Here is a 21,499-nt window from a genome sequence, read left to right as displayed (position 1 = left end):
TGAGATTGAATAGAAGACAAGCGGGATATGTTAAGAACATTATGCAAAGGAAAGGTGTAGCTTGTAAGGATCACATACTTACTTTGGTCAGTATCCAAAGATAAGCGTGTCTTCTTTTGCAGGATATATAAAAGGGAAAAGTAGTCTAATGAATTTTGACGCATCTGTCTTTAGCGATACAGTAGGAAGAAATAAAAAAGTAATTAAGAATATTACTAGTGTTGCATTAATTTAATTTGAGTATAAGGAATACTCAAAATGTTCAATAATCTTACTTTGTGCAAAGAGAAAGTCCTTTATAATGGATAAGGCAGGAATTATCCCGTCCCAATCCACTAGTAAGGGATGGCTAAGATTACACAAAAAGGCGTTCCTTTTATTAGGGGCGTTTTTTCTATGTAAATAAAAGGGAATTAATGTTAAAATAATGTGAACTGTAAATGACCTGTTTGATGTCAGTGTTTTCATAAAGGGAGATATTATGTCTAGGTTAATGAAATCAATGTTACTCTGGATGACCGTATTTCCGTTAACGGTAATCTCTCTTTTATTACTAATTGACAATATTTCAGGTGAACCGATTAAGCCTGTTTCTTATTTGCCTAACTTTCTAGGTTTTGCATTAGGTGGACTGTTCATCGGCTTTATATTGTATCATGTGAAAAAGTTCAAACAATAGAAGTCATTTTCATACGTAACTTATGGAGGCGATCCTAGGGAAGTGACAAATGATGGATTTAATAACGATTATGCAAGAACTTGAAGCACTCGGTAAGGAACGAACGAAAAAAATATACATTTCCAATGGTGCCGTGAGCCTCTATTTGGTGTGGCTACCGGTGCTATGAAACCAATGGCAAAGAAAATAAAAATAAACCAACGTTTAGCAGAGGAGTTATATGCGACGGGGAACTACGATGCCATGTATTTTGCAGGCATTATTGCAGACCCAAATGCTATGACGGAGTCGGATTATGACCGTTGGATGGATGATGCATATTTTTATATGCTTTCAGATTATGTCGTAGCCGTAACTTTATCAGAATCAGGTATGGCACAAGACGTTGCTGATAAATGGATTGAAAGCGGTGATGAGTTAAGAATGTCAGCAGGGTGGAGTTGTTATTGCTGGCTTATAGGGAATCGAAATGACGATGAATTTTCCAAAAGTAAGATTGCCAATAAGCTTGATTCGCTGAAAAATTCTATTCATCGTTCACCTGAGAGAACGAAAGCTTCAATGAATAATTTTCTATATAACGTGGGGGTTTCATATTTGCCATTACATGAGAAGGCAGTCGAGATAGCAAAGGAAGTTGGAATAGTGGAAGTCAAACGAGACAAGAAAAACCTAGTCTTTTGAACGCTTATGAAAGTATTCAAAAAGACATAGAAAAAGGGAGGATTGGGTTCAAACGTAAGTATGTTAGATGTTAACTAACGCTAGGGAAATAGTACAGAGAAATATGGATTAATGTCTTCCAAATTAAAACGATCCCTACCTTAATATAAAAAGACCATATTTCCTACCTTTAATCGTGAGAGGGCACAATCTAATGCAAGCTATAAGATTGAAACTTGAAACATAAATCGTAAACACCACTCCGAAACTGCTAGTAATACCCGTAGAAAGCCACAGTGCAAATGCCTTAAAAAGAAAAATCCCCAAATACTAATTGAAAAAAATGGATAACTTATGCCAGAATGAGAAGAGCATCGATGAAAGGAGGAGGTTCTTTGCGAAAGCTGAAAGGAATCGCCTTAGTTCAAGTGATGATGGTAACAGGAGGATGTATGATGAATGCACCAGATGTTCCTGCGTTTGAAGATGAATTTACGCGAGAATTTATGAAGTCGACGAAGGAAGTGGAGGAAGGGTTTTATTTGTTTGAATCGAAAACAGGAGGGTATACGATTTGGTTTCCGGAGAATGCGGTAACTGAATCTGAATATTATTACCAACAAGGTGATGGAAGAGAAAGTATGAGCATAATGGAGATGTATGGTGATAATTTAGTATATCGTGCTAGGCTCCAATATGAACATAGTGGTTTAACCGATTCAATAGATACTCAATTAAGCGTCTTATCTAGCCTAGCTGGGGGGTATGAGGGGAATTACGAGAAATTTATTTTGAAGACAATACATATTATTATGCTAAGGATGTATATGAAACAAAAAGAGGATTTAAAGTATATCGTTTTTTTAGTTATATAAAATCTAATTTATATCAAAAAAATATTAAATTTACTTATGAAGCATCTTGCTATAATTTTTGGGATACATGTAATGTGGATGTGGATCAACAAGAGGAACATGCACTCTAGTTAATGAAATCAATGGAGTTTCAAGAATAAGTAATGTGAGCAGGTGAATACTCATGGATTCGCAAGGTGTTTTAAATGAAGAACTATTAAGAGCTAGAATTGTTAGATTGGAATATGATGAGGTAACTGAGTCGGAAGTCAGAAGAATAATACTTGAAGAAACAGGTAAAAAGGCACCTGAAAATTACTTTTTCTTTAAAGAAACATTTACATAAAGGTAAATAAAGGAGAATAATAGTGAAAAAAATTCACATATTGGGGGCTTCTGGAGCAGGTACTACAACACTTGGTTCTTCATTATCAAAGGTGTTGGCTCATACCCATCTAGATAGCGATGATTACTTTTGGACAACTAAATTCACGAAACAAAGAGACGTACCTGAAAGAAGAATGCTACTTGAAAAAGATTTATCATTATATGAAAACTGGATTCTTTCCGGTGCAGTTTGTGGTTGGGGTGATCATTTCAAACATTATTTCGATCTAGTTATATTTTTATCGATTCCTCAAGACATCAGGCTTGAAAGGCTAAAACAGAGGGAATTCGAGCGTTATGGAAATGAAATAGTAGCTGGTGGTAGCAAATATGATCAATCAAAGACATTTTTAGAATGGGCCTCCCTATATGATAGTGCTGGAATGGACGTTAGAAGTAAAGCGTTACATGAGCATTGGATGGCAGAATTGTCTTGTCCAGTATTAAAAATTGAAGGGGATTATACAATTAATGAAAGAGTCGATCTTGTTTTAGATTACATAAGTACGGAATGAATTATTTAGTTGCTTCGACTCTATTAGGTGACACAGTTCATTCTGTATATAACCGAAGACATTTAAATTATTCGAAAGAATGAAGGAGACAGATGGTGAATGCTTACCAGTTAGATTGAATTTATCCCACTCACAAGCTTCTCCATTGTATTTTGTTAATAAACTAGCTATTAAATAGGAGGGGAAGTAATTGAGAAATGAAAAAGAAATGATAGAACTTATAATAAACTTTGCAAAAGAAGATGAACGTATCCGGGCCGTTTATATGAATGGCTCAAGAACAAATCCGAATGTTCCAAAAGATATTTTTCAAGATTATGATGTTGTGTTTGTCGTGACGGAAACGATAACTTTTATAGAGGATAAGAAGTGGATTAGTGAATTTGGAGAATTAATCATGATGCAGGAACCAGACAAAAATGATTTTGGCAGAAATATCGATTTAAATTTCATAATGTCTTATGGTTTTTTAATGCTTTTTTCAGATGGAAATCGCATCGACCTTCGTCTCCAAACAAAAGAAATCATGATTGAAGAGTATGGTAAAGATAAGCTTACTTTGCCCTTAATGGACAAAGATAACCTTTTGCCAGCAATTCCTTGTCCTACTGATATTGATTACCATGTTAAAAAGCCAACCAAAGCAGAGTATGAAAGTTATACAAACAATTTCTGGTGGTGTTTACAAAACGTCGCAAAGGGCATTTGGCGTGATGAGCTTCCGTATGCAAAACTCATGTTTGAACACACGACAAGAGAATCTTTGGATAAAATGGTTACATGGTGGATTGGGATCCAACAAGAGTTCCAAGTTTCAACTGGAAAGTTCGGGAAGTATTTTAAGCAATACCTACCAGATTCATTATGGGAAATGTATGAAAGAACCTATTCAAGTTCTGATTATTCTACTATGTGGGATTCAATATTTGTTACTTGTGAATTGTTTAGAATCTTATCCCAAGATGTTGCTAAGCATTTTCAATTCACGTATCCAATTGAAGATGATAAAAACATGACTAAATATCTTAAAGACGTCAGAGATTTACCTATAAATGCAAAGGAAATATATTAAGTAAATGGACGTTGCACCCTGCAAAAAAAAGTATACAGGTGCATTAGTTAATCCCTCCTTTTTTAACAGAAGCAGGAGCGTTTTTTCGCTAAAATGGAGCCAAAATATTGTAGGAATGATTTAGGAGGAAGAAACAATGTTTAAGGAGCTTTTTGGGTTTAAAGATAGAGATTTATTAGTAAATATTAACTTGGAAAATATCAAAAAAAAGATGTATGAAATCGGATTTAATAAGGAAATTGTCGAAGACATAATGGTTGTTTTAGAAAAGAGGTTTCGACAAAATAGCAAAGAAAATTTTCAAGATTGGTTTTACGGACTGAATTATCGTTTACCAGAGGAATTTAATGATGAAATTGTTGCGATTAAGATTTACGAAAAGCATTCCCAGTTGATTGAGGAGCAAATAAAAATATTAGAAAATGAAACAAAGTTATCTTGGGAAATACAATCAGAAGATATTATAAACATCAATGAAAAAGCAAGAAAAGTTCAGTTAGTCCTAAGAGATAGACTCTCAGCCATCGCCTTAGATTTATGCTAGTGATAAGCATTTCTTTTAGAAGGGAGATGCTTTCTTTTGGTAGTATAGGACTAGTGAAGTAGGCATTTGAAATCACAAATAGAGAGTATCACTCATAAGGGACGTTTCGATTGCTCGTTACAATCTAAAATATGCTTTATAATACTTAATTATATTGAAGGCTCAATGGTAGTGACCGTTTTTGTTTAAGCATAGAGTGTGGGATTGTTATCTTATTGTTAATTTGTGTAAAAACTAAAGGTGAATAGGGGAAAGACTATTATGTTTGATGAGTTGGTAGGGGAGAAAATTCGCATTGTACCGTTAAAGCGAAACCATGTACAAGAATTATATAATATAAGTAAGGATAAGATGATTTGGAAACACTTGCCAACGGAAATTATAACTATAAATGATATGAACACTTTTGTAGAAGAGGCATTATGCAAAAAGGAATCTGGAATAGAACTACCGCTAGTTGTGTTGCTTCGTAGTAACAACAACATTGTTGGCACCACACGTTTTCTTAATATATCAAATACACATAAAAGTTTGGAAATAGGGTGGACTTGGTATTCTCCATCTGTTTGGGGAACACGTATCAATACAGAATGTAAATACTTGTTATTAAGATTTTGCTTTGAAACCTTTAAACTTTATCCGAGTTCAATTCAAAACAGATGAACAAAATATAAGGTCACAAAAAGCAATAGAAAAAATAGGTGCTGTAAAGGAAGGAATTTTAAGAAATCATATGATACGTAAAAACGGGTCCTACAGAAACTCTGTATTTTACAGTGTTATTGAAAGTGAATGGAGAACTGTAAAGAATAGATTGGAGAGTATGTTATAGATTTTTAACACAATCTGACTTTTGTAAAAAATGTAGTGAAACAGTTGTATTCTTCCTAGTGCAGGTTAGGTTCTACATTATTGTATCTATCTTAAAAGGTAAAATATTATTGAACGAACGAATACTCCAAAAAAAAGTAAAAGGGAATTAATGTTAAAATAAAGAGGCCAATTTAACTCTATAATAATACTATTAAAAAAGAATGTGAAAGATTGAAGATAATTTCTATAGTACCCATAATTGTTATATCCATATGTGCTTACAGTACCTGATCTTACAGTGAAGTAAATCAATTAGTTGCAGCGGATCATGTTTTAGAGTTTAAGTATGACTATAAAGTATAGGAACAAGGAGGAAGGTTGTGATTCAATTAAGATTCTTTCAAAGAACAGATTTTCAACAACTAATAGATTGGATCGACACTCCACAATTTTTACTCCAATGGGGTGGTCCTAATTTTAGTTTTCCATTAACTGAGAGGCAATTAGAGAATTATGTGAAGAATGCCAACGATGTTAATTCTCACGTATTCGTATACAGTGTTATAGATACTATCACTGAGGATTTAGTAGGACATATTTCACTAGGGAATATTGACAAACAAAACAAATCTGCAAGGGTTGGGAAAGTGTTAGTTGGAGATAAAAATGTAAGAGGTAAAGGGATAGGTCAACGAATGATGAAAGAAATTCTCAAAATTGCATTTGATGAACTTAACTTACAGAAAGTTAGTCTAGTTGTTTTTGATTTTAACACTTCGGCAATAGCTTGTTATGAAAAAGTGGGGTTCGTAAAAGAAGGTTTACATAGAGACGCGAGAAAAATAGGTAATGAATATTGGAGTTTATGGGAAATGAGTATTTTAGAGAATGAGTGGAAGAAGATGAATCGTTCAGATAATAAAGAACGCTAGAGCAATGATACGTTCATTACTCTAACGTGAATTAATTTTCTTAAAACGCCCAGTTTCCATCACGGAAGATCGGCTCACGTTTGCCGTCTTCATAGACGCCATCGATGTTCATATCACTAGAACCCATCATAAAATCAACGTGAGTTAAGCTTGTGTTAAGTCCATTCTTTTCTAACTCTTCTTTTGACATTTCTTTTCCGCCTTCAATACTAAACGCGTAGGCGGAGCCTAAAGCTAAATGATTGGAGGCATTTTCATCGAATAACGTATTGTAGAAAATAATATCGGCATTCGAAATAGGTGAATCATGAGGGACAAGTGCAACTTCACCAATGAAGCTAGAGCCCTCGTCTGTTTCGAGTAGACGCTTTAGAGTTTCGTAGCCTTCTTCAGCTTTGAAATCAATCACTTTCCCGTCTTTAAATGTTAGTGAAAATTGATTAATGAGTGTACCGCCATAATTTAATGGCTTTGTGCTCGCAACCGTTCCGTTAACTCCTGTTTTCTTCGCTGATGTGAAAACTTCCTCAGTAGGCATGTTTGCTACAAAAGGTACACCATCTTTATTAACACTTCCCCCACTAACCCAAAGGTGTGTTTAGGTAATTCAATGACTAGGTCGGTTCCTTCAGATTGATAATGAAGGGCATGGTAATGTTTTTCATTCAATGTTTTCATTTTCGAATCGAGAGTTCCTAAATGTTCTTTCCATGCGGATACAGGGTCAGCAAGATCAATTCGTGTTGCCGCAAAAATAGCATCCCAAAGCTGCTCCATTGCTTTATCTACTGACAAATCAGGGAAGACCTTCTGTGCCCAGCCTTCAGAAGGAACAGCAACAATTGACCAGCTTACTTTATCGCTCATAACATATGAGCGGAATCCTTCCATTGCCTTACCGCTAGTTTTATTCCAATTAGAAACTCGTTGTGGATCAGCATTTTTTAACAGATCAGGGTTTGAACCTGTAATACTTAGAAAAGCGGCACCCTTTTCGGCTAACGTTTCATGGCCTTTGGCGATCCACTCAGGAAATTCGTGAAACGCTTCATCTGGAGCTAGCTCAAATTTTGTTTTTGTTATTTCTTCGTCACTCCACTCAACATGGACATTTTTTGCTCCTGCTTCATACGCTTTTTTCGTGACAAGGCGGACGAGCTCAACTGCTGAGATTGGTGTTCGAATAACAAGTGTTTGTCCTTCTTGAATGTTTACACCAACTTTTACGGCTAGCTCGGCATATTTCTCTAATTTTTCTTGAAAACTTGACATAAAGACATTCCTCATTTCTATTGTAATAATCGTTTCCATTAAATACTATACCAATATTATCATGGAGAGAAAAGATTAGCGTCTTTCCAGTCTTTTATGCTATCATGGTGGTGGAAAGAAAGAGGTTCGCGAACTCCCTCTATAAAAAACTAAGGTGATAACTGTACAGCGGGTACAGTTTTCTTGTCGTTTGAAGGTTTTAACTACTTAAATGATTAACCTTTTTGGAGTGATCGAATGCTCGTTCTTCATAAATAGCCTATGTGCTAGTTAAAGGAGAAATGAGACATGAAAAAAGAAAAAGCAGTCGTCGTCTTTAGTGGGGGACAGGATAGCACGACTTGTTTATTTTGGGCATTGCAACAATTTGAAGAAGTGACAACCGTAACATTTGATTACGGACAACGTCATCATGAAGAGATTAACTGTGCTAAGGAAATTGCTGATGAGTTAGGTGTATCCTTTCATGTTTTAGATATGACTTTCATAAATCAGCTTTCCCCTAATGCCTTGACACATCATGATATAGAAGTGAAAGAAGGGGAAGACGGGGAGTTACCGTCAACCTTTGTACCTGGACGCAATCATTTATTCTTATCATTTGCTGCTGTGTACGCTCATAGTATAGGAGCGAAGCATATCGTAACAGGTGTTTGCGAGACGGATTTTAGTGGATATCCCGATTGCCGCGATCAATTCGTTAAGTCATTAAATGTGACACTTAATTTGGCGATGGACAAGCAATTTGTTATCCATACTCCGCTTATGTGGTTAAACAAAGCAGAGACATGGGAACTCGCTGATCAGCTTGAAGCACTTGAATTTATCCGTGAAAAAACAGTAACTTGTTATCATGGAGTGCGTGGTGATGGCTGTGGAGAGTGCCCATCGTGTAAACTAAGAATGAATGGTTTACAACAATATTTAAAAAGAAAAAGAAAGGAGGGGAGCATAAATGCTACAGCAATTTTATCCGCAAGTACCTCATTCATATCGCTATGAATTAAATAAAGATATGAACTTGTCTGCGGCTCACTTTATTCCAAATGAAAAAGCGGGAGTTTGCCAAAACATGCATGGCCATACGTACTTTATCAATGTAACAATTGCTGGCGATCAGCTTGATGAACTCGGGTTTTTAATTGATTTCAAACAAATAAAGGACCTTGTTCATAAACGTTACGATCATACATTATTAAATGATCATGCTGAATATGAAGAAGTATTTCCAACAACTGAACGTGTTGCAGAGCAAATTTGGAAGACGATACATGCAAAACTAATTACACTTCCACATCAGCCAAAATGCTTACAAGTTCTCGTTCGTGAAACACCAACAAGTTATGTTGTTTATCGTCCTAAACCGGAGGAATTACAATGAAAATCCCGGTAATGGAAGTTTTTGGCCCGACGATTCAAGGTGAAGGTATCGTAATTGGCCAAAAGACGATGTTTGTTCGTACAGGTGGCTGCGATTATCGTTGCTCATGGTGTGATTCGAGCTTCACCTGGGATGGTACTGGGAAAAGTGAGTTAATGGAAGCTTCTGCGATTGTCACTTCTCTTAAAGAGATCGGTGATAATCGCTTTTCTCATGTAACGATCTCTGGAGGTAATCCCGCTTTGCATAGAGGCTTAGGGGAATTCGTAAGTTTATGTCATCAAGAAAATTGGACCGTAGCGATTGAAACACAAGGGTCTATATGGCAAGACTGGCTGTTTGAGGTCGATGAAGTAACAGTGTCACCAAAACCACCCAGTTCAAACATGGAAACAGATTATACGAAGCTTGATTATATGTTGTCACAGCTTTCTATTAATAAAGTAAGTTTAAAAGTTGTTATTTTTGATGAAAGAGACTTTGATTATGCTCTTCATATTCATAAACGCTATCCGGAAGTTAGGATGTTTTTACAAGTCGGGAATAACGAGTTAACAATGATGGATAATGACCAACTCATTTCTAAGCTATTACAACGTTATGAATGGTTAGTTGAGCAAACGCTGAGAAGTTCGGAAATGAATAATGTGAGAGTATTGCCGCAGTTGCATACATTTTTATGGGGAAATAAGCGCGGTGTTTAAGAAGGAGGCAGCCAAATGAGTGGACGATCGGATAAAGAGTTAGAAGGTGTTGAATTACTTGGTAATCAAGGTACAGAGTATACATTCTCATATAATCCTTCTGTATTAGAAGTGTTTGAGAACAAGCATCAAAATAGAGACTATTTTGTGAAATTTAATTGTCCGGAATTTACATCACTATGTCCAAAGACGAATCAGCCAGATTTCGCAACAATTTATATCAGCTATATACCTGATGTGAAAATGGTAGAAAGTAAGTCGTTAAAGCTATATTTGTTCAGCTTCCGTAATCATGGTGATTTCCACGAAGACTGCATGAATATTATTATGAACGATTTAATTGAATTAATGGATCCACGTTATATTGAAGTATGGGGGAAATTTACTCCTAGAGGTGGAATATCAATTGACCGTATACGAATTACGGGAAGCCAGGAACAAAATATGAAAAATGGCTGAATATCGTTTGATGAATCATGATATGTATCCTGAAACAGTAGATAATCGCTAACTTTCAGTAAACTTAATATCGTTTAAAAAGAGGATTAATAGGCAATTGTATAGAATAGTTAGTGTAATTCTTTTAGGAGGTGATGATGGTGCGTCAAGTGAAAGTTATTAAAACATCTTCATCCAAAACGATGGAGGATCGCATTAATGAAACGATTGCTAATTTAAGTGGGGAATTTATTGATATTAAATTAACTGGAGCGTATGATGGCTCAAGTGAACGGTTTCTAGCGATTATTATTTATGAAAAAAGTTAATTTCTTAACACCTGTAATGATTGTCATTACGGGTGTTTTTATGATAATTACTGTCGATTAAGGAGTAAGGTCCTTTAAAATTGTGTTGTACTTTGTAGATTACTGCGCTTGCCTAGGAAATATTCCTTTGTAATAGTTGCCGATTTCCCTTGTAACGATTAAGATAGATTTAGATTATTTGAAAGTGAGGAATACGTATGAGCATACCTCAATACCCCGAAGACTTTACTGACCGAGTTCGTAATAAGCGAACAACTGATGAAAAACTACATAATCGCATTAATGAAGAAATTCATCAAATAATTCAATTTATGAAAGAAAATAACACGAATAATCATTCTGTATCTTTTGAAGATGTTCTTATTATTATTGATCGAATTTATGAAGACGATGATGATTACTTTGAAATCTCAGTTGCTAAGCAGCATAGTGTAGGTATTGTGAGATAAGAGAACTCAAGAGGCTAATCCCTCATGAGTTCTTTTCATGTTGCTGTTATTTCAGTAATTTGATCACACCTAGAAAGAAGAATAAGAAACAAGGTAAGAGACGTAAATAATGTAAAATAATTCTCCTAGCCGTAATATGGCCATAAATGATTCCGGTTATAAAGGCGATAAAGATTAACAATCCTGCTAATGGAGCAAAGAAGATTGGATGATTCAAAAAACCAGCTTGGAAACCATAGCCTATATTATCGATATTAATAAATAATGTAATGATTAAAAAGAAGGATTTGCGGTAATATCGTATTTCGTAAAAAAGGTGGTAAAAGGATAACCCAATTAAAAAAAGACCTGATATATTATCTGTTAATGATATCGGTATGAAATCTCCTACTATTTTACCGATACCCATTGTAATTAGAAGAACAATACTTGAAAAGCAAGAGATGACAGTAATGATAGAAATGGGGATGCGAATGCGTTTAAGCCCGAATAAAAAGCCGATTGCAAAAGCATCAAGACTAACTAACAAAGCCATTAGAAAAATCGTTATATAGGTCAAGAAGAATCACCTCAGTAAAACTATATGAAAACAAGCTAGGAACTAGTCTACAAAATCTATAATCATAATGGAGTGAGCACATGTGGCGATTTATTTAGATTATAATGCTAGCACCCCGATTGCCAGTGAGGTGATTGAAGCAATGAAACCTTCTTTTCAGCACCATTTTGGTAATCCATCTACGAATCATTTTGCTGCTGTTGAGGCAAAACGATCAATTCAGGGTGCACGTCAAAAGGTTTCGTCCATCATTGGAGCACAAGCAAATGAGATTATCTTTACGAGTGGGGGCACAGAGTCAAACAATCACGTGATAAAAGGAGTAGTAGAAGCATGTAAACAACGAGGGAGACATGTTATCACGTCTACGATTGAGCACCCTGCTATTCTTGAACCAATACGCTATTTAGAGGGGAAAAATGGGGTAGAAATTCGCCCATATATGCTGGCCATGAGAAAGGGATACGTGCCGGTACAGAAAATGTATTGTTTATTACCGCATTAGGAGAAGCATGTCGGCTTTGTAATGAAAAATTACATGTTATGCAAAAGGTTAAACAGATGCGTAACGACTTTAAAGTTGAATTAAAAAAAGCATTTGGAGAACTCGTTGTCATTAATGGGGACTTGGAAAAAAGTTTACCTAATACATTAAATGTCAGTTTCAAAGGGAAGGTTGGACAAGATATTCTTACTATGATTCCTGAAGTTGCAGCATCTACAGGGTCTCCCTTATCATTCGGGTGAGGTATCTCTTTCACCTGTCTTAGAAGCAATGGGAGTTGCTAAGGAGGTTGGAATGGGAGCGATTCGTTTTAGCTTAGGTAGGGAGACGACAAAAGACGAGTTGAATCAAGTTATTCAGTTATTAAATGAGCGCCTTAATTGAGCATAACAGTTTACACTTATAGGAGAACTTAGGTAGTATAGATATGGGAAAAAGAGTATGAAAGGAAGATAAAAAAGAAATGAGTATCCAACAACAGATAGCTAGTGCAACATCGATTATGAGAAATCGCCACTCCGTTAAGCATTATAAACGAGGCCTAATGATTTCCAAAGAAGAAATGAATGAGTTAATTGAGATTGCTACATCTGCACCATCTGCATGGAATCTGCAGCATTGGCGTTTTTTAGTAATTGATGATCAACAGCAAAAAGAAAAATTATTACCGATTGCTTACTACCAACAACAAATTGTTGATAGCTCCGCTGTAATCGTCTTATTAGGTGATTGCGAGGCTGGCCAAGAAGCGAATGGAATTTATTCATCAGTCGTTGATAAAGGCTAATGACTGAAGAAGTAATGAATACACTCGTTAGCCAAATTGAACGCGCATATGAAAATGGAAATAATACATCATTTGCTCGTGACGCAGCTTTTTTAAATGCTTCCTTAGCTGGTATGCAATTTATGCTGGCTGCTAAGGAAAAAGGGTACGATACGTGTCCAATAGGTGGATTTAAACGAGACGAATTAATCGAGGCGTTCCATATTCCAGCTCGTTATGTACCGATTATGTTGATGACGGTTGGAACCGCAGAAAAGGAAGCCTATCCGTCTGAAAGAAAGCCAGTAGAAGAAGTAACGATTTATAATAGTTTTTAAGTAATAGATAGAAAAGAAGTCCTCCTACCGGACTTCTTTTTCATAATCCAACAGCTGCTATGAAAGAGGAGATAATAATGATTGATTTAGAATTTAAGAGTTATGATGAGTGCACACTATCTAATTTTGAACTAATTGATTCCTACGACGTGAACCATTGGACCCATTATGTGATTCGGTTTTCTGGAAATATCCCTAAAGAATTAATTGACCCGGAAGCACTAGTAATTGCTTCTTCAGATCAAACGATTTTACAAATTGTATTACGAGATGAGGGCTGTGATTGTCATTTGTTTCAATTTACTGAAACAGAAAAAAGGCAGCTTGAAAAATGGATGGAGGAAAATGTGCTACTTAATTGATTGGAAATATTGAATGACTTCATTCGGATTATGTAACAAATCAATAGAACGCTCTTTCAGCAAATGACTATGCTGCTTTTGAAACTCACGTGTTTCATGATGCATCGCTTTGATTGCACTTGTCATAGTAAGCTGTTCCTCCTCGGTTAATTGCTCTTCAATTGTTGAACAAATAAAAGAACGACAAACGGCATTTTTAAACTTTGGCTGTAACGAACAGCCTTTCCCAATTTCAAATAGTTGACAAATTGAATGGTTTATTTTTAAATCCTCTTCTTCTAAGCTAGTAAAATCGTCACAGCTTATGTTCTGAAATGATTCATCTATATTTGCTTGTAACAAAATCGTATAAGGACGAATAATGGTAGCCGGATGCTGATAAATCTCCCAAAATTGTTTAATATCGTCTTGACACATTTTACTAATTTCTAGTAATTGGAAAGTTGGACTATATGAACAGCAACCGACCTTTGTTATATAGGGATTTGGTGGCTGGAAATGTGGATCTTGACAATTAAGACAAGCTTTTGAAAGTATTTGATTGTTTTGCTGGTCAATTTGAATCATCTTTAACCTCCTATCGTTGTAAAATATCATATTTTTTCACTTTCGTAAAAGGAATCTTTCTTATTTGCTAAAATGCTCAAATATATAACAAAAAATATCGAAACGAATGTCAAATAATTTGACAAAATAATTCTATGAATATATGGAGTTAAACTTTAACAAATGCGTACAATATGTTAAAATACGTCTGTAAGCGTTATATATTGATTTCTATCATAGATGTTAGTGAGGAAGCAAATTAGGAGGTAATGACATCATGTCAAGCAAGGAGCACAATCCGGGAGAACCATGGCAGGGGTTTCATGGTCCGAATCTTGGCGTCGCCATTGAGTTGTACGAATCATATTTAGAAAACCCCAATTCAGTTGATGACCATATGCGTAAATTATTTGAAGAATGGGGGCCTCCACCAACTGACCAAGATACGGCATCAGGAAGTCGTGATTTTGTTTCAGCTTCACAAGTTGAGCCTTCATCAAATCAGATGAGGACGTATGTGAATGCGGTAAAATTAGCAGATATGATACGACGTAAAGGGCATTTAGCATCAGAAACCAATCCAATTAACCAAACAAATAAGCATTCTGAACTATTCGAGTTAAAACAATATCAATTGACGGAAGAAGCGTTAAAAGCTGTACCAGTCGATTTAATTTGTCCAGATGCTCCTGCTTATGTTAAAGATGGATTGGATGCTATTAATTATTTGAAAGAGGTGTATACAAAGAAAATCTCTTTTGAATTTAACCATGTTCATGATATAGAAGAGCGGCAATGGTTAGTTCAAATGGTAGAATCTGGGGAGTATATACCGTCATTTACAAAAGAAGAAAAAGTAAATTTATTAAAACGTTTGACACAAGTAGAAGGATTTGAAAAATTTATTCATCGTACATTTGTTGGTCAAAAACGTTTCTCAATTGAAGGTTTAGACATGCTTGTACCGATGTTAGATGAAGCGGTTCGAGATGTTGTACATAGTGGTACGAAACACGTTCTAATTGGTATGGCTCACCGCGGTCGATTAAATGTATTAGCGCATACGCTTAATAAGCCTTATAAAATGATTTTTTCTGAATTTTTGCATGCTCCAAAAGATATTCTTTCATCTGATAATTCGACAGGCACGAAAAATGGTTGGACTGGGGATGTGAAATATCATTTAGGTGCGGATCGACAAATTCGTGATGAGAGTACAGCTGAGGCGATTGTTTCATTAGCGAATAACCCGAGTCATTTAGAATTTGTCAGTCCAATCGTTGAAGGCTATGCTCGTGCAGCACAAGAGGATCGTAGTGAAAAAGGCTTTCCGAAGCAGGATGTTTCAAAAGCGTATTCTATCTTAATTCACGGTGATGCTGCGTTCCCAGGACAAGGAATCGTTACAGAGACCCTTAATTTAAGTCGGTTAAAAGGATATCAAGTAGGGGGATCTCTTCATATTATCGCTAATAATAACATTGGCTTTACAACTGAAACGTATGATTCGCGATCAACGACATATGCAAGTGATCCGGCAAAAGGTTTTGAAATTCCAATCATTCATGTTAATGCTGATGATCCTGAGGCCTGTATTGCGGCGATTCACTTTGCAGTACAATATCGTAATAAATATAAGAAAGACTTCCTCATTGATTTAATTGGCTATCGCCGTTTTGGACACAATGAAATGGATGAACCTGCAGTTACGCAACCAGGTACTTATGAAAAAATTCGTAAGCATCCAACTGTACGAGCGATCTATGCGGAACAATTATCTCAAAATAATATTGTAAATAAATTATATGGTGACGAGTTAGATCAGGAGTTTCAGTCAGCACTGCAAGCTGATTACGATGAAGTTGTAGCAAAGAAAAGAGAGAAGTCTTTAGTACTATCTCCACCAGATTACATTGTTAATGGCTTGCCTAAAGTGAAAACGAGTGTTCCCCTTGAAACGTTAACGAGTATTAACGAACAGTTGCTTGATTGGCCGAAAGAATTTAAGCCAAATACAAAGCTTGAAAAGATCTTAAAGCGTCGTGGTGAAGCCTTTAAAGGTGGAAAAGTGGACTGGGCATTAGCGGAAACGTTAGCGTTTGCAACGATCTTACATGATGGAACACCAATTCGTCTATCAGGTCAAGATTCAGAGCGGGGGACATTTGCTCATCGGCACCTCGTATTACATGATCGAACGAATGATGAGGTTTTTACTCCGCTTCAGGAATTTGAAGCTGCCAATGCATCATTTGCCGTTTATAATAGTCCGTTAACAGAGCAAGCTGTTGTTGGTTTTGAATATGGCTATAACGTACAATCTCCTGAAACTCTCGTTCTTTGGGAAGCACAATTTGGTGATTTCGCAAATGGTGCACAAGTCATTTTTGACCAATGGGTATCAGCTGGACGTGCAAAATGGGGACAAAAATCAGGTCTAGTCATTTTACTTCCGCATGGTTATGAAGGGCAAGGGCCAGAACACTCTAGTGGTAGAGTAGAACGATTCTTAGTATTGGCTGCTGAGAATAACTGGACAATTGCCAATTGTACGTCAGCAGCACAATATTTCCATATATTACGAAGACAAGCAAAAATTCTTAAAAAGAATTCTGTAAGACCTTTAATTATTATGACACCGAAAAGTTTGCTTCGGAACCAAGATGTTGCCTCAACTCCTGACGCTTTTACAGATGGTGAATTTTTACCAGTTTATGAGCAAGCTGGTTTAGGAGAAAAGATTGAAAAGGTAGAACGTATTATATTATGTAGTGGAAAAGTAGCCATTGATTTAGCTGATTATATTAAAAAATCAGACCAAGATTGGGATTGGTTGCATATTGCAAGAGTAGAAGAGCTTTATCCATTTCCAAAGCGACCAATTCGTCAGATGTTCTCTAAATATAATAATCTTAAAGAAGTTGTATGGGTTCAAGAAGAACCAAAGAATATGGGAGCATGGCCTTTTATGGAGTCAAGAATAAAAGATATTGCACCAGAAGGCGTTTCTGTTAGCTATATAGGTCGTACGCATCGATCTAGTCCATCAGAAGGGGATCCTGTCTCTCATAAAAAAGAACAACAACGTATTGTAACAGAATCTTTGACACGTAAACATTAAGAGGAGGCCATTACGGTGATAGAGATTAAAGTACCAGAATTAGCGGAATCGATTACAGAGGGAACGATAGCGCAATGGTTAAAGGGAGTAGGAGAGCAAGTAAATCAAGGGGAATATATCGCCGAGCTTGAAACAGATAAAGTAAACGTCGAGATTATTGCCGAACATTCAGGTGTTATTAAAGAATTCACGAAGCAGCCAGGTGATACAGTAGAGGTAGGCGAAGTGATTGCGATAATTGATGAGAATGGTTCAGCTTCAACTCCTTCTGCACCAGTTGAGGAGCGGTCAGAACAAGCACAACCTGAACAAACACAACCTGCTGTAGAAAAAAATGAAGAAGCACAAGCCAATGAACGATTGCTAGCCTCTCCAGCTGCTCGAAAGTTAGCAAGAGAAAAAGGTATTGATCTACATGCTGTTCAAACAACTGACCCTACGGGAAGAATTCGTAAACAAGATGTCGAAGGGCATCAAACGAAGCCTGCACAGCCAGCAGAAAAGCCGCAAACAGCTAATAAAGTGGAAACAACTATTGATGAAAAACCAGTAGAGCGTATCAAAATGTCAAGACGTCGTCAAACAATTGCGAAACGTCTAGTTGAATCGCAACAAACAGCGGCGATGCTAACAACTTTTAATGAAATTGATATGACTGCTGTAATGGATGTCCGTAAGCGGAGAAAGGATGCTTTCTTTGAAAAGCACGGAGTGAAACTAGGCTTCATGTCATTCTTTACAAAAGCAGTCATCGGTGCTTTAAAAGAATTCCCGTTATTAAATGCTGAGATTCAAGGCGATGAAATTATTAAAAAGAATTACTATGATATCGGTGTTGCCGTTTCAACTGATGATGGGCTTGTTGTTCCAGTGGTACGTGATGCTGATAAACTAGGTTTCGCTGGTATTGAAAGAGAAATTTCAACTCTAGGTATGAAAGCTCGTGACAATAAATTAGCTCTATCAGATTTACAAGGCGGTACTTTTACAATTACAAATGGTGGCGTATTCGGTTCGTTATGGTCAACGCCTATATTAAATGCACCTCAAGTAGGTATTTTGGGAATGCACAAAATTCAGTGGCGTCCAGTTGCGATTGATCAAGAAAATTATGAAAACAGACCGATGATGTATATTGCATTGTCTTATGATCATAGAATTGTTGATGGAAAAGAAGCAGTAAGTTTCCTCGTACGTATAAAGGAAATGCTTGAAGACCCTGAAACATTACTTCTAGAAGGTTAATTTCTTTAGTGTGAGGATGTCTAAACAGACGTCCTCTTTTCCTGTTAAGAATATTTAAATTCATGTTATACTATATTGACAACATCATTAGAGGAAGTGATTAGTTTGATTCATTTAAGCTGGGATAAACGTAAAACGATTAGAGAGGTCGAGTGTATCCACACGAATGCGAAAAAATACATGGTAGATCGTGCGTTAACAAAAGGGAAAAAGTATGAATTGAAAAATGAAACGGATGAGTTTTATTTTGTAATCGATAATACCGGAGCAGTTGGGGGCTATTATAAAGATTATTTTAAAGGCTAAGCCTAACCTAGGGGAGGGAATAGGATGGAGTCAGATCTATCGATATGGGTTTCGCTCATATACCAATACGGTTATTTAGCGTTATTTTTCATTTTGATTATAGGTCTTTTCTTGTTCCCTGTTCCTAATGAAGTGTTATTAATGAGTTGTGGCTTAATTGCAACAAAAACATTTCTATCACCATTTCCGACATTTTGCGTTTTATTTGCTAGTGTTCTATTTCATGGGAGCATGTTATATATAATAGGGACAAAAATCAAATTACGTGCAGCTGGTTCATTTGAACAATCTGAAACTTCCAAGTGGAGGAAAGCAGCATATAAGGGTAAAGAGCTACTTGATTGCTACGGACTTAAGGTAGCAAGTTTCAGTTACTTTTTTCCGTTCCTTCGTCATGCTGTACCGCTTGGGATGGGAATGTCAAAGGTCCATTACAGGTGGTTTGCTATTGTGGCTTTTTCTTCTGGATTTATATGGACTAGTTTGTATTTTTGGATTGGTTTTTATTTTGGACGTATGATCTCAGATTGGACATCATTTGTGTATTCTCTTATTGTGATGATGGCAATTATTGTATTCTTGTTTTTCCTCGTTCATGTAGGAAAAAGTTGGTTACGTAAAAAAGGACAAAGCCCTAGTTAATTAACTAGAGCCTATCTTTCATTTATCCTTTTTTCCGAAACTCTAAATATTCGTTATAATTCATTTGCTTATCAATGATACCCTCATCAGTAAATTCAATAATTCGATTTGAAATCGTTTCATTAAATTGGTGATCATGTGAACTAAAGATCATCGCACCTTTGAAATTAATTAACCCATTATTTACAGCTGTAATTGATTCTAAATCAAGGTGGTTCGTCGGCTCATCAAGAAGTAACACGTTAGCACCACTAAGCATCATTTTTGAAAGCATACATCGTACCTTTTCTCCACCGGACAATACGCTAGCCTTTTTCTTTACTTCATCTCCTGAAAATAGCATTCTTCCAAGAAATCCACGTAAAAATGTGTCACTATCATCTTCCGGAGAGTATTGACGTAACCAGTCAACTAAGTTCAGATCACTGCCTTCGAAATACTCCGAGTTATCTTTTGGAAAATAAGCTTGTGAGGTTGTAATTCCCCATTTAACTTGACCACTATCGGGTTCTAATTCTCCAGCTAAAATCTTAAATAACGTAGTCTTGGCAATTTCATGGTCACCAACAAGAGCAATTTTGTCCTCACGGTTCATTGAAAAGCTTACGTTATTTAATACTAGTTGACCATCAATTGACTTACTAATCCCTTCAACACTCAAGACATCGTTTCCGATTTCACGTTCAGGTGCGAAATGAACATACGGATACTTTCGAGAAGATGGTCGAATATCATCAAGTTCAATTTTGTCTAGTAGTTTTTTTCGTGATGTAGCTTGTTTTGATTTAGATGCATTCGCACTAAATCTTGCAATAAAGCTTTGTAATTCTTTAATTTTCTCTTCTTTTTTCTTTATTTTGATCTTGGGCCATCTTTGATGCAAGCTGGCTTGATTCATACCAAAAATCATAATTTCCGACGTAAATTTGAATTTTACCGAAATCAAGATCAGCGATATGAGTACAAACTTTGTTTAAGAAGTGTCGGTCATGTGAAACAACGATAACGGTGTTCTCAAAATTAATTAGAAATTCCTCTAACCATTGAATCGCTGCTATGTCTAAATGGTTCGTAGGCTCATCTAATAAGAGGACATCTGGCTCACCGAATAATGCCTGGGCAAGAAGGACTTTTATTTTTTCCGATCCAGTTAATTCCGCCATTTTTTTCGTGTGCAACTCTTCTTTTATGCCGAGCCCTTTTAAAAGAATAGCAGCCTCTGATTCCGCTTCCCATCCGTTAAGTTCTGCAAATTCACCCTCAAGCTCAGCCGCTTTTATACCGTCTTCATCAGTAAAATTCTCTTTCATGTAAATAGCGTCTTTTTCCTGCATGACCTGATATAGACGTTGATGCCCCATGATCACTGTTGTGAGAACTTCTACCTCTTCATATTCAAAGTGATTTTGTTTAAGTACAGCCATTCGTTGTCCAGGTTTTAGGTGAACGTCACCTTTTTGTGGCTCAATTTCTCCTGACAACACTTTTAAAAATGTTGACTTACCTGCTCCATTTGCACCGATAAGCCCATAGCAATTTCCAGGAGTGAATTTAATATTCACGTCTTCAAATAATTTTCGATCTCCATATTGTAAACCTACATTTGTAACTGTTATCATTTATTACATTTCCTCCAAAGTCGTTATATCGACTGAATTATACCATTCTAAGAGAGAAAGAGATAGTGATATCATATAATTTCATCAATTTTTTAATGGAAATGGAAGAAATGAATGAGTTTATTGTATATGGTCGTCGTATAAACGAATATATGCTACGATCATTATGTTAAAAAGATATAGACGAGTAAGCCAGCAATCGCTGCGATCATAATGATAAAGAGTAACTTCGATGATTTTATGGAGTAATTGACGATCACTCCCCCTAATAAAATTGCATAATAAAGCGTTAAATCAAGAGGGAAAAATTGGTATGAATCTATAAATGGAGCACCAGTAAAGAGCCATATGAAGACAGGCAAAAGCATGAGGACACTTAAAATAATGATACAGATTGTATTATAGCGTTTTAACGACTCTTGCATGTTACACACCTCTTTTTTCATCGTTACCTATAA

Annotated in this window: 22 protein-coding genes, 7 pseudogenes and 1 riboswitch; of the genes and pseudogenes, 24 read left to right on the top strand and 5 right to left on the bottom strand. The window is 36.1% G+C overall.

Going from position 1 to position 21,499, the window contains the following annotated elements; all coding sequences use genetic code 11:
- Positions 1–11 precede the first annotated feature (11 nt).
- The 10 genes and pseudogenes from JCM19034_RS24510 to JCM19034_RS02905 all read left to right on the top strand — a co-directional run.
- Positions 12–211: pseudogene (locus JCM19034_RS24510) on the top strand (IS200/IS605 family transposase); the annotation flags it as partial.
- A gap of 270 nt (positions 212–481) precedes the next feature.
- Positions 482–679 carry a hypothetical protein gene (locus JCM19034_RS02940; protein ID WP_062047124.1) on the top strand — a complete coding sequence of 66 codons (198 nt, stop codon included), beginning with the start codon at positions 482–484 and terminating at the stop codon, positions 677–679.
- Positions 680–731: 52 nt separating this feature from the next.
- Positions 732–1,437: pseudogene (locus JCM19034_RS02935) on the top strand (DNA alkylation repair protein).
- Between the two features lie 300 nt (positions 1,438–1,737).
- Complete coding sequence (locus JCM19034_RS02930) at positions 1,738–2,217, top strand: hypothetical protein (protein WP_062047122.1); 480 nt, start codon at positions 1,738–1,740, stop codon at positions 2,215–2,217.
- A gap of 163 nt (positions 2,218–2,380) precedes the next feature.
- Positions 2,381–2,542: a hypothetical protein gene (locus tag JCM19034_RS21490; RefSeq protein ID WP_156323852.1), complete on the top strand. Its 162-nt coding sequence runs from the start codon at positions 2,381–2,383 to the stop codon at positions 2,540–2,542.
- Between the two features lie 19 nt (positions 2,543–2,561).
- Positions 2,562–3,098 carry an AAA family ATPase gene (locus tag JCM19034_RS02925; protein WP_062047120.1) on the top strand — a complete coding sequence of 179 codons (537 nt, stop codon included), beginning with the start codon at positions 2,562–2,564 and terminating at the stop codon, positions 3,096–3,098.
- 190 nt (positions 3,099–3,288) lie between these two features.
- Positions 3,289–4,170, top strand: a complete 882-nt coding sequence (locus tag JCM19034_RS02920; protein ID WP_062047118.1) for an aminoglycoside 6-adenylyltransferase — start codon at positions 3,289–3,291, stop codon at positions 4,168–4,170.
- Positions 4,171–4,306: 136 nt separating this feature from the next.
- The gene (locus JCM19034_RS02915; protein WP_062047116.1) at positions 4,307–4,714 is read left to right on the top strand and encodes a hypothetical protein; all 408 of its coding nucleotides are present in this window, start codon (positions 4,307–4,309) and stop codon (positions 4,712–4,714) included.
- A gap of 261 nt (positions 4,715–4,975) precedes the next feature.
- Positions 4,976–5,546 (top strand): annotated as a pseudogene (locus tag JCM19034_RS02910) (GNAT family N-acetyltransferase).
- A gap of 361 nt (positions 5,547–5,907) precedes the next feature.
- A complete protein-coding gene (locus JCM19034_RS02905) occupies positions 5,908–6,459 on the top strand; it encodes a GNAT family N-acetyltransferase (RefSeq protein ID WP_062047114.1) in 552 nt (183 codons plus the stop codon).
- 40 nt (positions 6,460–6,499) lie between these two features.
- On the opposite strand, the pseudogene JCM19034_RS02900 reads toward JCM19034_RS02905, so the two are convergent.
- Positions 6,500–7,731: pseudogene (locus JCM19034_RS02900) on the bottom strand (aminopeptidase).
- A 115-nt stretch (positions 7,732–7,846) separates the two neighbouring features.
- Positions 7,847–7,890, top strand: a riboswitch (PreQ1 riboswitch).
- 129 nt (positions 7,891–8,019) lie between these two features.
- On the opposite strand from JCM19034_RS02900, the gene queC reads away from it, so the two are divergent.
- From queC to JCM19034_RS02875, 6 genes and pseudogenes are all read left to right on the top strand, one after another.
- The gene (gene queC, locus JCM19034_RS02895) at positions 8,020–8,733 is read left to right on the top strand and encodes a 7-cyano-7-deazaguanine synthase QueC (RefSeq protein ID WP_062047112.1); all 714 of its coding nucleotides are present in this window, start codon (positions 8,020–8,022) and stop codon (positions 8,731–8,733) included.
- Entirely contained in the window at positions 8,687–9,112 is a 426-nt protein-coding gene (gene queD, locus JCM19034_RS02890) for a 6-carboxytetrahydropterin synthase QueD (RefSeq protein WP_062047110.1), read from the top strand. Before queC ends, queD begins: the two co-directional genes overlap by 47 nt.
- Positions 9,109–9,816 carry a 7-carboxy-7-deazaguanine synthase QueE gene (queE, locus tag JCM19034_RS02885; RefSeq protein ID WP_062047108.1) on the top strand — a complete coding sequence of 236 codons (708 nt, stop codon included), beginning with the start codon at positions 9,109–9,111 and terminating at the stop codon, positions 9,814–9,816. Before queD ends, queE begins: the two co-directional genes overlap by 4 nt.
- A 15-nt stretch (positions 9,817–9,831) precedes the next feature.
- A pseudogene (gene queF / locus JCM19034_RS02880) lies at positions 9,832–10,327 on the top strand (preQ(1) synthase).
- Between the two features lie 88 nt (positions 10,328–10,415).
- Positions 10,416–10,583 carry a hypothetical protein gene (locus JCM19034_RS21485; protein WP_156323851.1) on the top strand — a complete coding sequence of 56 codons (168 nt, stop codon included), beginning with the start codon at positions 10,416–10,418 and terminating at the stop codon, positions 10,581–10,583.
- Between the two features lie 197 nt (positions 10,584–10,780).
- On the top strand, positions 10,781–11,032 hold the full coding sequence (locus JCM19034_RS02875; RefSeq protein WP_062047106.1) for a hypothetical protein: 252 nt from the start codon (positions 10,781–10,783) through the stop codon (positions 11,030–11,032).
- Positions 11,033–11,078: 46 nt separating this feature from the next.
- Here the strand turns inward: JCM19034_RS02875 and JCM19034_RS02870 are convergent, their stop codons facing one another.
- Entirely contained in the window at positions 11,079–11,591 is a 513-nt protein-coding gene (locus JCM19034_RS02870; protein WP_062047104.1) for a manganese efflux pump, read from the bottom strand.
- Positions 11,592–11,673: 82 nt separating this feature from the next.
- On the opposite strand from JCM19034_RS02870, the gene JCM19034_RS22745 reads away from it, so the two are divergent.
- The 4 genes and pseudogenes from JCM19034_RS22745 to JCM19034_RS02850 all read left to right on the top strand — a co-directional run bounded on the left by JCM19034_RS22745 (position 11,674) and on the right by JCM19034_RS02850 (position 13,562).
- Entirely contained in the window at positions 11,674–12,096 is a 423-nt protein-coding gene (locus JCM19034_RS22745; protein ID WP_062047102.1) for an aminotransferase class V-fold PLP-dependent enzyme, read from the top strand.
- Positions 12,097–12,152: 56 nt separating this feature from the next.
- Positions 12,153–12,338, top strand: a complete 186-nt coding sequence (locus JCM19034_RS22740; RefSeq protein ID WP_370621783.1) for a hypothetical protein — start codon at positions 12,153–12,155, stop codon at positions 12,336–12,338.
- A gap of 221 nt (positions 12,339–12,559) precedes the next feature.
- Positions 12,560–13,200: pseudogene (locus tag JCM19034_RS02855) on the top strand (nitroreductase family protein).
- Positions 13,201–13,277: 77 nt separating this feature from the next.
- A complete protein-coding gene (locus JCM19034_RS02850; RefSeq protein WP_062047099.1) occupies positions 13,278–13,562 on the top strand; it encodes a hypothetical protein in 285 nt (94 codons plus the stop codon).
- Here JCM19034_RS02850 and JCM19034_RS02845 read toward each other — a convergent pair.
- Positions 13,551–14,129, bottom strand: a complete 579-nt coding sequence (locus JCM19034_RS02845) for a hypothetical protein (RefSeq protein ID WP_062047097.1) — start codon at positions 14,127–14,129, stop codon at positions 13,551–13,553. The two genes, JCM19034_RS02850 and JCM19034_RS02845, sit on opposite strands and share 12 nt — an antisense overlap.
- Before the next feature lie 256 nt (positions 14,130–14,385).
- Between JCM19034_RS02845 and JCM19034_RS02840 the strand changes: the two genes are divergently transcribed.
- The 4 genes from JCM19034_RS02840 (at position 14,386) to JCM19034_RS02825 (ending at position 19,422) form a co-directional block, all read left to right on the top strand.
- Entirely contained in the window at positions 14,386–17,229 is a 2,844-nt protein-coding gene (locus tag JCM19034_RS02840; RefSeq protein WP_062047095.1) for a 2-oxoglutarate dehydrogenase E1 component, read from the top strand.
- A gap of 15 nt (positions 17,230–17,244) precedes the next feature.
- Complete coding sequence (odhB, locus tag JCM19034_RS02835) at positions 17,245–18,474, top strand: 2-oxoglutarate dehydrogenase complex dihydrolipoyllysine-residue succinyltransferase (RefSeq protein WP_062047093.1); 1,230 nt, start codon at positions 17,245–17,247, stop codon at positions 18,472–18,474.
- 105 nt (positions 18,475–18,579) lie between these two features.
- Positions 18,580–18,780: a DUF6501 family protein gene (locus tag JCM19034_RS02830; protein ID WP_062047091.1), complete on the top strand. Its 201-nt coding sequence runs from the start codon at positions 18,580–18,582 to the stop codon at positions 18,778–18,780.
- A 24-nt stretch (positions 18,781–18,804) separates the two neighbouring features.
- Complete coding sequence (locus tag JCM19034_RS02825; RefSeq protein WP_062047089.1) at positions 18,805–19,422, top strand: DedA family protein; 618 nt, start codon at positions 18,805–18,807, stop codon at positions 19,420–19,422.
- A gap of 22 nt (positions 19,423–19,444) precedes the next feature.
- Here JCM19034_RS02825 and JCM19034_RS02820 read toward each other — a convergent pair.
- Together JCM19034_RS02820 and JCM19034_RS02815 are read right to left on the bottom strand one after the other, a co-directional pair.
- Positions 19,445–21,041, bottom strand: a pseudogene (locus JCM19034_RS02820) (ABC-F family ATP-binding cassette domain-containing protein).
- 164 nt (positions 21,042–21,205) lie between these two features.
- Positions 21,206–21,466: a hypothetical protein gene (locus tag JCM19034_RS02815; protein WP_062047087.1), complete on the bottom strand. Its 261-nt coding sequence runs from the start codon at positions 21,464–21,466 to the stop codon at positions 21,206–21,208.
- Positions 21,467–21,499 lie beyond the last annotated feature (33 nt).

The sequence above is a fragment of the Bacillus sp. JCM 19034 genome (genome assembly GCF_001310635.1).
Lineage (GTDB): Bacteria > Bacillota > Bacilli > Bacillales > Bacillaceae_D > Halalkalibacter.
This window is presented reverse-complemented; position numbering and strand designations above follow the sequence as displayed.

Coding starts and splice junctions, on each gene's coding strand:
- JCM19034_RS02940 (WP_062047124.1), top strand. CDS start 482: ATGTCTAGGTTAATGAAATCAATGTTACTCTGGATGACCGTATTTCCG.
- JCM19034_RS21490 (WP_156323852.1), top strand. CDS start 2,381: ATGGATTCGCAAGGTGTTTTAAATGAAGAACTATTAAGAGCTAGAATT.
- JCM19034_RS02915 (WP_062047116.1), top strand. CDS start 4,307: ATGTTTAAGGAGCTTTTTGGGTTTAAAGATAGAGATTTATTAGTAAAT.
- queC (WP_062047112.1), top strand. CDS start 8,020: ATGAAAAAAGAAAAAGCAGTCGTCGTCTTTAGTGGGGGACAGGATAGC.
- queD (WP_062047110.1), top strand. CDS start 8,687: ATGCTACAGCAATTTTATCCGCAAGTACCTCATTCATATCGCTATGAA.
- queE (WP_062047108.1), top strand. CDS start 9,109: ATGAAAATCCCGGTAATGGAAGTTTTTGGCCCGACGATTCAAGGTGAA.
- JCM19034_RS02875 (WP_062047106.1), top strand. CDS start 10,781: ATGAGCATACCTCAATACCCCGAAGACTTTACTGACCGAGTTCGTAAT.
- JCM19034_RS22740 (WP_370621783.1), top strand. CDS start 12,153: ATGCGTAACGACTTTAAAGTTGAATTAAAAAAAGCATTTGGAGAACTC.
- JCM19034_RS02850 (WP_062047099.1), top strand. CDS start 13,278: ATGATTGATTTAGAATTTAAGAGTTATGATGAGTGCACACTATCTAAT.
- JCM19034_RS02845 (WP_062047097.1), bottom strand. CDS start 14,129: ATGATTCAAATTGACCAGCAAAACAATCAAATACTTTCAAAAGCTTGT.
- JCM19034_RS02840 (WP_062047095.1), top strand. CDS start 14,386: ATGTCAAGCAAGGAGCACAATCCGGGAGAACCATGGCAGGGGTTTCAT.
- JCM19034_RS02825 (WP_062047089.1), top strand. CDS start 18,805: ATGGAGTCAGATCTATCGATATGGGTTTCGCTCATATACCAATACGGT.
- JCM19034_RS02815 (WP_062047087.1), bottom strand. CDS start 21,466: ATGCAAGAGTCGTTAAAACGCTATAATACAATCTGTATCATTATTTTA.